The organism is Streptomyces lunalinharesii (assembly GCF_039532155.1).
Taxonomy (GTDB): Bacteria; Actinomycetota; Actinomycetes; order Streptomycetales; family Streptomycetaceae; genus Streptomyces; species Streptomyces lunalinharesii.
Genome location: NZ_BAAARK010000014.1, coordinates 71,162 through 83,752, shown reverse-complemented (window position 1 = coordinate 83,752; position 12,591 = coordinate 71,162). Strand labels below are relative to the sequence as shown.

10 protein-coding genes are annotated in these 12,591 nt (G+C 73.9%); 4 read left to right on the top strand and 6 right to left on the bottom strand.

All coding sequences use genetic code 11. From position 1 onward, the window contains the following. Positions 1-107 precede the first annotated feature (107 nt). Both ABD385_RS21760 and ABD385_RS21755 read left to right on the top strand, forming a co-directional pair. Positions 108-1,166 (top strand): aldo/keto reductase, encoded by a 1,059-nt coding sequence (locus ABD385_RS21760; RefSeq protein WP_344578675.1) that lies wholly within the window; start codon positions 108-110, stop codon positions 1,164-1,166. A 123-nt stretch (positions 1,167-1,289) separates the two neighbouring features. Continuing rightward, positions 1,290-1,856, top strand: a complete 567-nt coding sequence (locus tag ABD385_RS21755; protein WP_344578674.1) for a COG4315 family predicted lipoprotein — start codon at positions 1,290-1,292, stop codon at positions 1,854-1,856. Between the two features lie 15 nt (positions 1,857-1,871). Here the strand turns inward: ABD385_RS21755 and ABD385_RS21750 are convergent, their stop codons facing one another. After that, positions 1,872-3,047 (bottom strand): L,D-transpeptidase family protein, encoded by a 1,176-nt coding sequence (locus tag ABD385_RS21750; protein ID WP_344578672.1) that lies wholly within the window; start codon positions 3,045-3,047, stop codon positions 1,872-1,874. 188 nt (positions 3,048-3,235) lie between these two features. Then, positions 3,236-4,504: a DUF6777 domain-containing protein gene (locus ABD385_RS21745; RefSeq protein WP_344578670.1), complete on the bottom strand. Its 1,269-nt coding sequence runs from the start codon at positions 4,502-4,504 to the stop codon at positions 3,236-3,238. Between the two features lie 184 nt (positions 4,505-4,688). Between ABD385_RS21745 and ABD385_RS21740 the strand changes: the two genes are divergently transcribed. After that, complete coding sequence (locus tag ABD385_RS21740; RefSeq protein WP_344578669.1) at positions 4,689-6,011, top strand: streptophobe family protein; 1,323 nt, start codon at positions 4,689-4,691, stop codon at positions 6,009-6,011. Positions 6,012-6,025: 14 nt separating this feature from the next. Here ABD385_RS21740 and ABD385_RS21735 read toward each other — a convergent pair whose 3' ends face one another. The 3 genes from ABD385_RS21735 to ABD385_RS21725 form a co-directional block, all read right to left on the bottom strand. Next, positions 6,026-7,024, bottom strand: a complete 999-nt coding sequence (locus ABD385_RS21735; RefSeq protein WP_344578668.1) for a serine/threonine-protein kinase — start codon at positions 7,022-7,024, stop codon at positions 6,026-6,028. Next, on the bottom strand, positions 7,021-7,674 hold the full coding sequence (locus tag ABD385_RS21730) for a hypothetical protein (RefSeq protein ID WP_344578667.1): 654 nt from the start codon (positions 7,672-7,674) through the stop codon (positions 7,021-7,023). The genes ABD385_RS21735 and ABD385_RS21730 overlap by 4 nt, the downstream gene beginning before the upstream one ends. 63 nt (positions 7,675-7,737) lie before the next feature. After that, positions 7,738-10,080: an FHA domain-containing protein gene (locus ABD385_RS21725; RefSeq protein ID WP_344578666.1), complete on the bottom strand. Its 2,343-nt coding sequence runs from the start codon at positions 10,078-10,080 to the stop codon at positions 7,738-7,740. Between the two features lie 239 nt (positions 10,081-10,319). Here ABD385_RS21725 and ABD385_RS21720 point away from each other — a divergent pair, with 239 nt between their 5' ends. Then, positions 10,320-11,780 carry a nucleobase:cation symporter-2 family protein gene (locus tag ABD385_RS21720; RefSeq protein ID WP_344578665.1) on the top strand — a complete coding sequence of 487 codons (1,461 nt, stop codon included), beginning with the start codon at positions 10,320-10,322 and terminating at the stop codon, positions 11,778-11,780. Between the two features lie 54 nt (positions 11,781-11,834). On the opposite strand, the gene ABD385_RS21715 is transcribed toward ABD385_RS21720, so the two are convergent. Further along, entirely contained in the window at positions 11,835-12,470 is a 636-nt protein-coding gene (locus ABD385_RS21715; RefSeq protein ID WP_344578863.1) for a transcriptional regulator, read from the bottom strand. Positions 12,471-12,591 lie beyond the last annotated feature (121 nt).

The following is a 12,591-nucleotide window of genomic DNA, read 5'->3' as shown; positions in this document are numbered from 1 at the left end:
GCCGCACCACGGGCGCCTCCCGGCCACCCTTCGGCGCGAATGTCGCCTTGCCTTGGAGCGCGCTCCAGCTCCTAGCGTGTGACGCACCACCGACCGAAGGGGAACCGTTGCGGTACACACTGTTCGGCAAGACCGGCCTGCGGGTCAGCGAGCTGTCCCTGGGCACCATGACGTTCGGCGAGGACTGGGGCTGGGGCAGCGCCAAGGACACCAGCGCCCGCATCCTCGACGCCTACGCCGACGCCGGCGGCAACTTCCTCGACACCGCCAACAACTACACCGCCGGCACCTCCGAGACCATGCTCGGCGAACTGCTCGCCGGCCGCCGGGACCGCTTCGTGCTGGCCAGCAAGTACACCTGCGCCACCGCCGAGGGCGACGTCAATGCCGGCGGCAACCACCGCAAGAACCTCGTGCAGTCCGTCGAGGCCAGCCTGGGCCGGCTGGACACCGACCGGCTCGACGTGCTGTGGGTGCACGCCCGGGACAACTTCACCCCCGTCGAGGAGGTGATGCGCGCCCTGGACGACGTGGTGCGGGCCGGCAAGGTGCTCTACGTCGGCGTGTCCGACTGGCCCGCCTGGGAGATCGCCCAGGCCAACACCCTCGCCGAGCTGCGCGGGTGGACCGCCTTCGCCGGCTCGCAGCTGCGCTACAACCTGCTGGAGCGGACCGTGGAGCGCGAACTGCTCCCGCAGGCCCGCGCCTTCGACCTCGCCGTGCTGGCCTGGGCCCCGCTCGCGGCCGGCAAGCTCACCGGCAAGTACCGGCGGGGCGAGTCCGGCCGGCTGGACACCTCCGACCGGACCAGCCACTGGGACCACAACGAGGACGCGACCGTCACCGCCGTCCTGGAGGTCGCCGAGCAGGGCGGCTGGAGCCCGGCGCAGGTGGCCCTGGCCTGGCTGCGGCAGCGCCCCGGCAACGTCATCCCGATCATCGGCGCCACCAAGGAGAGCCAGCTCGCCGACAACCTCGCCAGCGTGGACGTGGTGCTGGACGCCGACGCGCTGGCCCGGCTGGACGCCGTCAGCGAGGTCCCGCTCGGCTTCCCGCACGCCTTCCTGCGCGAACCGGGCATCACCCAGACCGTCTACGGCGACCGCGTCTCCGCCATCGAGGACCGGCGTTCCACCTACCGGCGCACCGCCCACGACATCCGCTGACCGGGCGGCACGCGCCGTCCCGGTACGCCGAACGCCGCCGTCCGGATGGCCGGGCCCGGGCGGCTGCGGTCTAGTGAGGGGCGGGCGGTCCGCCGGGCCCCTCGGGCGCCAAGGAGACGTGCGATGCGCAAGACCGCCGCGACGGCCGTCACCGCGGTCGCCGTCGCCCTGGCCGCGGCGGTGACCGGCGGGTGCGGGACCGGGTCCGGCGGGACCGGTCCCGCACCCGCCCGGACGCCGTCCGCCACCGGACCGTCCGCCAGCGCCCCGCCGACGGCGATCCCGTCGGCGGGGCCGGTCGCGGTGCACGCCCGCTCCGGTCCGCTCGGCCCGCTCCTGGTCGACGGCCAGGGCCGCGCGCTCTACCTCTTCACGGCGGACCGGGGGCGCGAGTCGACCTGCTACGGCGACTGCGCCAAGCGCTGGCCGCCGCTGCTGGTGCGCGGCGCGCCCACGGCCGGCAGCGGCGTGCGGGAGGAGCTGCTGGGCACCACCGCCCGCCGTGACGGCAGCCGGCAGGTCACCTACCACGAGCAGCCGCTGTACTACTTCTACCGGGACAAGCGGCCCGGCGACGTGCGGGGCCAGGGCGCGGACGACCACAGCGGGACGTGGTACGTGCTCGGCCCGGCGGGCAACCGGGTCACCCGGCCGGTGCCCGGCGGCAGCGCCGGACCCGGTGGGCACTGACCGCCGTCCGGTCGGCTACTTGAGCGCGCTGCGCTGCTGCCACTGCTGCCAGTTCTCCTGCCAGACCTCCAGGCCGTTGCCGACGCCGGTCTGCTTGGTGCTGCTGGTGCCCTTGACCTCGACGGTGGAGCCGACCGTCAGGAAGTCGTAGACCCGCTTGGCGTCCGAGGTGGTCATGCCGAAGCAGCCGTGGCTGTTGTTGACCACGCCGACGGAGTTGTTCCAGGGGGCGGAGTGCAGGAAGGTCCCGGACGCGGTGAGGTGGGTGACCCACTTGGAGTCCAGCATCCACTCGTTGCCGTGGCCGATGGTGGCGGAGTCCATGGTCTCGGCGGCGTTCTTGCTGCGGACGGTGTGCACCCCGCCGCGGGTCGGGTCCTGCGGGGAGCCCGCGGAGCCCTTGACGGTGCCCACGGCCTTGCCGTCGGCGTACATGGTCAGGGTGTGCGAGGGCACGTCGATGACGGCCTTGTGGTCGGCGCCTATCGTGAAGTCGAAGTCGTAGTCGCGGGCGAACCAGCCGCTGTCGCCGGAGTTGAGGCCGCCCAGTCCGCCGCGCACGGACACCTTGGTGCCGGCCGGCCAGTAGTCCTTGGGCCGCCAGTCGATCCGGTCCTTGCCGGACCAGTCCGTCACCCAGCCCCAGGCGCCTTCGACGTGCGGCTGGGTGGTGACCTTCAGCGCCTTCTCGACCTCGGCGCGGTGGCTCTTGGCTATCGGGTGGTCGAAGAGGATCGAGACCGGCATCCCGGTGCCGACCGTCTGCCCGTTGCCCGGCGTGTTGGTGAGCTTGTTGACCTTGTCGGCCTGCTCGGTGGTGAAGGTCGAGGTGGCCGAGGACTCCTTGCCGCCGGTCGACTTCGCCTTGGTGGTCACGGTGTAGGTGGTCTTCGGCAGGACCTTGCCCTCGGACGTCCATGACGCACCGTCAGCGGTCAGCTTCCCGGGAACCTTGGCGCCCTCGCCGTCCTTGACGTCGACCGCGGTCAGCTTGCCGCCGTCGGCCTTGACGGATATCGGCGAGCCGAGCTTCGCGGCGGAGCCGCCGCCGGCCGGGGTGACGGTCACCTTGGCGGTCGGCTCCGCCGAAGCGGACGAGCCGGCGCCGGTCCCGCACGCGGTCAGCAGTAGCCCCGCCGCGAGCGCGGCAGGTATCAACCGGGCGGTGTGGCGACGTGTTCCGGCGTGCACGAGGGTCCCTCCAAAGCTGAACAACGGACGGCGGCGGCGCGCAAGGCGTCCGCCGCACACAGAGACGTTTTGTCCGCTTCAGAGGTTGTGCGGTGCATCGGCTTATTAGGACACAGTTCGATATCGAAGCTGGCGGAGCGTGCCGAGTGCCCCGGTGGCGCGGTCGCCCGGCGCCGGCGGGCGTGCCGTCAACTGGAGGCGCCGCCCGGCGCGCCGGGGGTCTCGCCGGGGCCGGCGGGCGACCCGGGCTGCCCCGGTGTCGTGGGGCCCGGCGTGCCGGGCTGCTCGGGCGTCGAGGGGCCGCCCGGCGGCGTCGAGCCGGGGCCGGACGGCGACTGCGGCGTCGTGCCGCCCCCCGGTGACTGCGGTGACGCCGGGGACTGCGGGGGCGTCGACGGCGAGCCGTTCCCGGGCGAGCCGGGGGAGCCCGGTGCCGACGGGGACGCCGGTGGCGGGGAGAACGGCGACGCGGACGGCGGTGCCGACGGCCGGTCCGTGCTGCCGTCGGCGCCCTCCGGGCGGGTGAAGTACTGCCCGGTGCCCGGGTCCTTGAGGACGAAGTCCCGCACCGGCTTCGCGGCCGGCTGCACCGTCACCACGTCCGCGTCCCGGAAGCCGGGCCAGGGTTTGCCCTGTGTCGTCAGCCCCTGTCCGCCGGTGGCCGTCGGCGGCGTCAGCGGGTTCCCGCACGCACAGCGCACCCGGGGCACCCCGTACGCGTCCACCAGCACCGCCGTGCCCGCCTGGAGCACCGCCTGGTAACCGGTCGCCCTGCCGTCCTGGTAGCCGTGGTTGGTGACCCAGGTGTCGACCAGCAACTGCACCGGCGTCATGGACCGCAGGTACGCCGGCAGCTCCCCGGCGCCCTTGCCCAGCACGCCGGCGAACGCCCGCGCCTTGGCCGGGTCGGCCCGGAGGTAGCGGAGCTGCTTCTCGACGTCGCAGCTGGCCCGGTCGCGACTGCCGCCGTACAGGCCGGGCGCCGCCCCGGACACGCGGGTGCGCCGGTGGTCGCCGCTGGGCGGTACGGACGGCGTGGCCTTCGGGGACGCGGTGCCGGCCCCGTTGACCGTCGAGTCGGTGAACGGGGCCGGGCCGGTCGCCGCGACCGATTCCAGGTGCAGCACGCCGGCGCTCCCGCTCCCGGGGCGGGTCAGCACCACCGCCACCACCACGGCCGCCACCACCGCGGCGGCGGCGAGCGCGATCCGCGGGGTCGAGCGCCACCAGGGCCGGTGCGCGCCCTCGCCGTCCCCGCCGCCGTCCCCGCCACCGCCGCCCCCGGGGCCGTCCGGTGGGGGCGGGGCGCCGGTGCCCGGGGCGGTGGCGCGTCCCGGTTGCGGCCAGGGGCGGGTCGGTTCGTGCGGGGGCGCGGCGGGGGAGCCGGCGAGCGGCCCCGACGGCGGACCGGTCGGCCGGCTCCCCGGTCGGTCGTCCGGCGGCGGTGCAGATGTCACGGGTCCCTCTTCCCGGCGCTGTGGGGCCATCCGGCGATGGGCGTTACGCCCGTAATTGCGGAAAATCAGCCGCTTACGGGTCATTGTGTGCCCAGGTTCGGCGTCCTCCGCAAGCGGGGTTGGCACGCCCGTGCGTACCGTGGCCCGGACGGCAGTGCGGCCCCGCGCCCAGCAGGAGGCAAGCGTGAGCCAGACGCCCGGCCCGACGACGGCCGGCCCCGCAGACCCGGCGCCCCACGGCCTTCCACCCGCCCTCCGCGGCTGGTTGGCGGCGCTCGGCACCGCCCTGGCGGGCCTGGTCACCATGGTGGTGACGGCCGCGCTCGGCCTGTGGGCGGCGGGCGCCGCGGACCTGCCCCAGGGCGGGTACCCCGCGGTGGTCGCGGCCGCCGTCGTCGCCGCGGCCGGCGGCTCGCTCAGCGCGACCGGCGACGCCGGGATCATCGCCGAGGCGCGGGCCGCCGTCGACGCCGTCCCGCTGTCCGTCACCCTCGCCGGCATGCTGGTGACCGCCGTGCTCTTCCTACGGCCGCTGCGGCACCGTGCGGTCGCCCCGGCCGGCGAACTCCTCGGCCGGATCGCCCGGACGGCGGTGTGCTGGGTGGTCCTGCTCTGGCTGATCGCGCTCGCCGCCCGGCACAGCTTCACCCTCACGGTCGGCAACTCGCTCGCCGACCAACTCGGCGCGCTCCTGGGCAGCACCCCCACCGTCGGCTTCCGCGCCGACGTCCCGGCCACCGTCGGCTACGGACTGCTGTGGGTGCTGGCCGTGCTGGTGCTGGCCTTCCTGGTCTCCCGCAGGGCGCCGCTCGCCGCCCGACTGCTCCGCTTCCAGGACGCACTCCGCCCGCCGGCCCACGCGATGCTGTGGGTGCTGCTGGTCTACGTGGCGCTCGGACTGGTCGTCGGCGTCGTCGAGTTGTTCACCCGCGGCGATCCGGCCCGTACCCTCGCGGTGCTGCTGCTCGGGCTGCCGAACCTGGCCTGGCTGGCACTGGGCCTCGGCACCGGCGGTGCCTGGAGCGGGCACGTCGACAAGGTCCTCGGACTGCCGCTGCCGCACGCCCTGGAACAGGTGCTGCGGCACCGCGGCACGCACACCGTCGACCTGGGCTCGCTGGGCGCCCAGGACGGGCGGGTCTGGCTGCTGGTGGCGGTGGCCGCGGTGGTGCTCCTCGGTGCCGCGTTCGGTGCGGCGGTCCGCGCCCCGGCCCGGATCCCCGTCTGGCGGCACGCCCTGGAGATGGCCGCGGCGCTGGCCCTCACCCTGCTCGTCGTCGGCCTCCTCACCAGGATCGACGCCCACTACGGGCTCTCCCTGATCGGCGTCGGCGACCTCGGCGGCGACCTGGGCGGCGCGGTCGTCCTGGAGCCGCAGCTGTGGCGGCTGGTGGGGGTGGGCGCCGCCTGGGGCCTGGTCACCGGAGGCGCCGGGGGCCTCGCCGCCCGCCGGGTCCGCCATCCCGGCCAGGTCGGCGACGCGCCCCACGCGCCGCCGGACCGCTGACGCGCCGACCGGCCCTACGTCCCGGGGAACACCGGGCGCGCCCAGCGCGGGGGCGGCGGGGGAGCCGGACCGTGCGCGGTGCCGCGCTGCGGCCCGGCGGCGGGCACGTCCACCCGGGTCGGCGCGGGCCGCGCGCCCGGGCCGGCCGCCGTGCTCCGCCCGGCCGTCCGCAGCGCCGCCACGAACCCCCGGCAGCTCTCGTACCGTTCCTCCGGGGCCTTGGCCAGCGCGCGGGCGAAGACCGCGTCCACCGCCGGCGCCAACTCGGGCCGCAGCCCGCTCGGGGGCGGCGGCGGGTCGTACTGGTGGGCCCAGAGCAGCGCCATGTCGTCGTCGCGGCGGAACGGCGGCGCGCCGGTCAGCATCTCGTAGGCGACGCAGGCCAGCCCGTAGACGTCGCACCGGCCGTCGACCGGGCGTCCGGAGATCTGTTCGGGCGCCACGTAGTCCAGCGTCCCGACGAACTGGCCGACGCTGGTGAAGCCGGTCAGCGACAGCGACTTCTTCGTCAGCCCGAAGTCGGTCAGGTAGACGTGTTCCGGCCGGTCGCTGTCGGTGCCCTCGGCGATCAGCACGTTGCCCGGCTTGACGTCGCGGTGCACCAGGTCGTGGGCGTGCGCGGCGTCCAGCGCGGACGCCACCTGGACCGCGATCCGACAGGTGGTGGCGAGCGGCAGCCGGCCCTCGTGGTCCAGCAGCGCCCGCAGGTCGTGGCCCCGGACGTAGCGCATCGCGATGTAGAGCAGCCCGTCGGTCTCCCCGGCCTCGAAGACCGGCACGATGTGCGGGTGGTCGATCGCCGCGGCCACCCGCGACTCGTGGGCGAAGCGCTGCCGGAAGGTGTCGTTGCGGGCCAGCTCGGGCGCCAGCAGCTTCAGCGCCACGGTCCGGCCCAGCCGCAGGTCCTCGGCCTGGTAGACCACCGCCATGCCGCCCCGGCCGATCTCCTCCCCGAGCAGGTAGCCGGCGATCCGGCGGCCGCGCAGTCCGGCGGAGGCCGACGACCCGTTCACGGCCCCTCACCCCGCCCGTCCCCCGGCGGCGGGTACCGCTCCGTGGTGGGCGACCGGTCCCCGTTCCCGGCGTCCTCGCGGCGGTCCGCCCTGGCAGGGTCCGCCCTGGCCGGGTCCGCCCTGGCCGGGTCCGTCGCGGCCGGCTCCGTCGGGCCCCCGTCCGCGGTCGGCCCCTCGGCGACGGCGAACGGCACCAGCGCGGCGCCGTCGCAGAAGCACCACCGCTCGTGCCGGGCGTCGTACAGCCACACCGCGTCGCCGTCCACCACCGCCCCGATCCGGGTGCCCCGCGCCCGCTCGGCGAACGCCTCCCGGTCCAGCTGGCCGGCCAGCAACTCCTCGACCCACTGCCGGTAGCGGCCCAGCGCGCCCTCGGCGGCGGCCAGCAGCGGCCGGGGGTCCGCGGTCCGGGCGGTGGGCTGCCCGGCGGCCGGCGGGCCCTGCGGCACGGACAGCAGCAGCCGCCCGTCCACCCACGCCGACCAGCCGTTGGAGCACTGCGCCAACGCCCAGTCACCGCGCCGTTCGACCACCTGCACGGGCAGCAGCGGATCGAGCGGCACCAGCGGACGGGCGGCGTCCGGGGCCGCCCAGGTCGCCATCCCGTCCGGCGGGACGACGTGGCTGGGACGGAACTCCGGCACGGTCACGAGCGGCTCCTCGGTGCTCCTCGCGCGCGGCCGCGGGCGCCGCCGCGCGCACGACGGTCCCGGCTACAGGCGCATGATCTCGGGCTCCTGTCGCCGCAGCAGTCGGTAGACGCAGAGGCCGAACACCGCCGAAAGCACCACCAACATGCCCATGTCCAGCAGCCACGGCCCCACCGCGTGCCGGAACAGCGGATCGGCGGTGAGCGGCCCCGGCTGCAGGCGCCCCAGGTCGATGGTGCCCGCCATCGCCGCCAGCGCCCACCGGGACGGCACCAGCCACGCCACCTGCTCCAGCACCGCGGTGCCGCGCAACTGGTGCAGGGCGCCGCAGAACACCACCTGGACGATGGCGAGGAGGACCAGCAGCGGCATGGTGACCTCCTCCTTGCGCACCAACGCCGACACCAGCAGCCCCAGCAGCATCGCGGTGAACGCCAACAGCGCCACCGCCAGCGTGATTTCCACCAGCGGCGGCATCAGGACCCCCGTGCCGCCCGGGGCGTTGAGCTGCACCCCGAACAGCGCCACCAGCGTCAGCACCACCGCCTGGACGACCGTGACGGTCCCCAGCACCAGCACCTTCGACAGCAGGTACGCCGTGCGGGACAGGCCCACCGCCCGTTCCCGCAGGTAGATCACCCGTTCCTTGACCAGCTCGCGGACCGCGTTGGCGGCACCGGTCAGCACCGCCCCGACGCAGAGGATCAGCAGCACCGTCGCCGCCCCGTCGGTCAGCTTCCCGCCGCTGATGGCGTGCGCCATCGCCCCCATCACGAACGGCAGCGCCACCATGATGATCAGGAACGTCCGGTCCGAGGAGAGCGCCGCCGCGTACCGGCGCACCAGCGTCCACAGCTGGGCGCCGCCGTGCCGGGTGCGCGGTGCGGCCACCGGTGGCCGGGGCGCCGCCGGGGCGGGCGGCTGCCGGGTGTCGCCGGTGATGTAACGGCGGTACAGGGCCGAGGCGCGGAACTGCCCGGCCCAGTCCCGTCCGCGGTCGTTCTCGAACGCCTCGAAGGCCTCCGGCCACTGGGCGAACCCGAAGTACGGCAGTGCCTGGGCCGGCGGCCCGTAGTACGCGAGGGTGCCGCCCGGGGCGAGCACCAGCAGTCGGTCGCAGACGTCCAGGCTCAGCACGCTGTGGGTGACCACGATGACCGTGCGGCCGTCGTCGGCGAGGCCGCGCAGCATGTGCATCACCGAGCGGTCCATGCCCGGATCGAGACCCGAGGTCGGTTCGTCGAGGAAGAGCAGCGAGGGCTTGGTCAGCAGCTCCAGGGCGACGCTGACGCGTTTGCGCTGGCCGCCGGAGAGCTTGTGGATCGGCAGCCCGGCCCGCTCGACCAGGCCCAGTTCGCGGATCACCTCCTCGACCCGGGCCGCCCGCTCGGCCGGCGCGGTGTCCTGGGGGAACCGCAGCTCCGCCGCGTAGCCGAGCGCCCGGCGGACGGTCAGCTGGGTGTGCAGGATGTCGTCCTGCGGCACCAGTCCGATGCGCTGGCGCAGCTCGGCGTAGTCCCGGTAGAGGTCCCGGCCGTCGTAGAGGACGGTGCCCCCGTCCGCGGGCCGCAGCCCGGTCAGTGCGTTGAGCAGCGTGGACTTGCCGGCCCCGCTGGGGCCGATCACCGCCAGCAGCGACTTCTCGCCGACCGGGAACGACACCCCGCCCAGCAGCGTCCGGCCCTCGGTGCCCTTGCCGACCCGGACCGTCAGCTCCTGCACGTCCAGTGACACCTCGCCGGTGTCGACGTACTCCTGGAGCCGGTCGCCGACGAGGACGAAGGCGGAGTGGCCGATGCCGATGATGTCGTCGGGGCGCACCGGTGCCTGCTGCACCGGACTGCCGTTCAGATAGGTGCCGTTGTGGCTGCCCAGGTCGACCAGGGCGTAGCCGTCGGGGCCGGCCCGGAGCTCGGCGTGCCGGCGGGAGACCGCGAGGTCGTCCACGACCAGGTCGTTGTCGGCGGACCGGCCGATCCGCACGGTGCGTGCCGGGGGCAGGTGCCGGACCGTACTGGGCCGGCGGAAGGTGTGGGTGGCCGCGGGGTGTGACACCGACGACGGGCGGTCGACGGCCGGGCGGCCGGGGACGTCGTCCAGCACCGCGCACGGCCCGTCGGCGGGGTTGCCGAAGCGGAGCACGCTGCCCGGTCCGACGTCCGACCGCGACACCCGATGCCCGTCCGCGTACGTACCGTTGGTGCTCCCCTCGTCCTCCACCAGCCAGTGGTCCCCGGTGGTCCGGAGCACCGCGTGGTGCCAGGACACCCGGTCGTCGGGGATGACGAGTTCGCACGCGGGGTCGCGTCCCACGTGGTACGCGTGGCCGGGGCTCATCACCTGCGCGACGCCGCCGGAGCGGACGAGGAGTTCGGGCGCAGCAGACGGATCAGGCCGCTCAGCCATATTTCGCATTTTACGGCGCATTCCCCGTCCGCGCCCCTGGTTACTCGCGCGGAACGGGACAGGTCAACTATGGTGAGCGCCCCGATGAGCCCGCACCTGCGCATTCCATGGAAATGCCGGACTTCGGTCCGCCCATCGAAGGATGACCCGGCGAACGGGAAGCGCCGCACCCTACCGGGAAATGCACCATAGGGCCCGGGTTTCCTCTTATTCACCTACCTCGTGAAGGCAAGGCAGAGATGGCACGACTCGCGCGACGATCCCCTCGGCAGTTTCCTCGGCAACGGGCCCACCCGGTCGACGAGGTGCTGCCGTTCGGCAAGCTCGCCCTCTACGGTTTCCAGCACGTCCTCGCCTTCTACGCGGCCGCGGTCATCGTCCCGATCATGCTCGGCAACGCGCTCGGGCTGTCCCGCGCAGAACTCGTCTACCTCATCAACGCAGACCTTCTGACCTGCGGAATCGCCTCCATCATCCAGGCGTTCGGCATCTGGAAGATAGGCGCCCGACTGCCCCTGGTGCAGGGCGCCACCTTCACCGCGGTCTCTCCGATGATCGCCATCGGGCTGGGGGCCGGCGGCGGCACGGCCGGACTGCTGGTGGTCTACGGCGCGGTGATCACCGCCGGCATTGCGACTTTCCTTTTCGCCCCGTTCTTCAGCAAGTTGGTGAAGTATTTCCCGCCGGTCGTGATCGGCACGATTCTCACCATTATCGGCCTCACGCTCATCCCGCAGGCACTCCAGGACGCGGCCGGCGGTGTCCAGTTGGCCGGTAAGCCGGAATTCGGCGACCTGAAGAACCTCGGATACGCGCTGGGCACCCTGCTCTTCATTCTGGTGATCGTGCGGGTCGGAAAGCCGCTGCTGAGCAGCGTGGCGGTGCTTCTCGGGCTGGTCGGCGGAACGGCCGTCGCCTGGGCGCTCGGTGACGCCGACTTCAGCGGCGTGGGGCAGACCCACTGGTTCGGCGTCAGCACGCCGTTCCACTACGGCATGCCCAAGTTCGAGGCGTTCCCGATCATCGCGATGGTCGTCGTCATGCTGATCACGATGGTGGAGACCACCGGGGACGTCTACGCGATCGGCGAGATCACCGGAAAGCCGGTCAGCAACGACACGGTCGCCCGGGCGCTGCGCGCCGACGGCGTCGCCACCGTGCTCGGTGGGGTCTTCAACTCCTTCCCGTACGTGGCGTTCGCCGAGAACATCGGCCTGGTGCGGATGTCGCGGGTGATGAGCCGGTTCGTGGTGGTCGCGGCCGGTGGCTTCATGGTCGTGCTGGGGCTGGTGCCCAAGGCCGGTTCGGTGGTCGCGGCGATCCCGCACCCGGTGCTCGGCGGTGCGGCCCTCTCGATGTTCGGCATGGTCGCCGCGGTCGGCATCCAGATCCTCGGCAAGGTCGACCTGCGCGAGGAGCGCAACGCCCTGATCCTGGCGGTCAGTCTGGGCGCCGCGTTCCTGCCGACCGCGGTCGCGCCGTTCTTCGAGCGGATGCCGCAGGGCGTCCGGGCGGTGCTCGACAGCGGCATCACGCTGGGCGGCCTGACCGCCATCGTGCTCAACCTGGTCTTCAACGTCTTCACCCGGCGACGGTCGCTGGAGATCGACTGGGACGAGTTCACCGAGGACGAGGAGGCGGGCGTGGACGAGGCGGCGGGGCCGGCCGGTCCGCCGCCGCACGCCCAGGGCGCGTACTGACGCCCGGCCCGCCGGGGCGGGACCGCGCGAACCCGCCCCGGCGAACCGGGCGTCTCAGTGCACCGAGTTGAACGGCGGCGCCTCTCCCGCCTCCCCGATCAACTCCCAGAAGCGGTCGACCAACTGCCGCAGGTACGCCGACCGTTCGGCCGCGATCTCCTTCAGCCGGGCGTCGGCGTTCCGTGCCACCACGTGCCCCATGTACCGCTCGGAGAACTCCGCGAACTCCCCGTGCATGGTGCGCAGCGCGTCACCCACCCGCGTCCGGTTCAACGTGGTGATCTCGGTGATCGGCCCGACGTGCGACTTCCAGCGGCCGTCGAGGGCCGCCCGCAGGTGCCCGGCCAACTCCTCGACCCGCCCCATCACGCCGATGAGTTTGCGCAGCGACAGCCCCAGCGCCTCCACCAGTGCCTTGGTCTGCCGGTAGTCGCCGTGCCACTGGTTGGCGGCCTCCGCCGTCCGGTACGCGTCCGGGGTCATCCCGACCAACTGCGCCAGCCGTTCCGGGCCGAGCTGCCGGGCCATCCGGTGCTCGGCCAACGACCGCGGCTCCACGCCCATCAGCACGGTCGGCGGGCACCACAACACGTCGGCCAGGGCGAACAGCTGCGGTTCGGTGGGCACCAAGGAGCCGTACTCCCAGGCCTCGATCGCTTCGGGGCGCACCGGTGCGCCGCACGCCGTCATGGATTGGGCGACCTGACTCGTCGTCAGGCCCACCCGGGCCCGCGCGGATCGGGCCTGAGCGGGAGAGAACGGAACGCTGTTCACGTACGCGACACCTCGCTGCACCCGGCCTTCAGGGGGT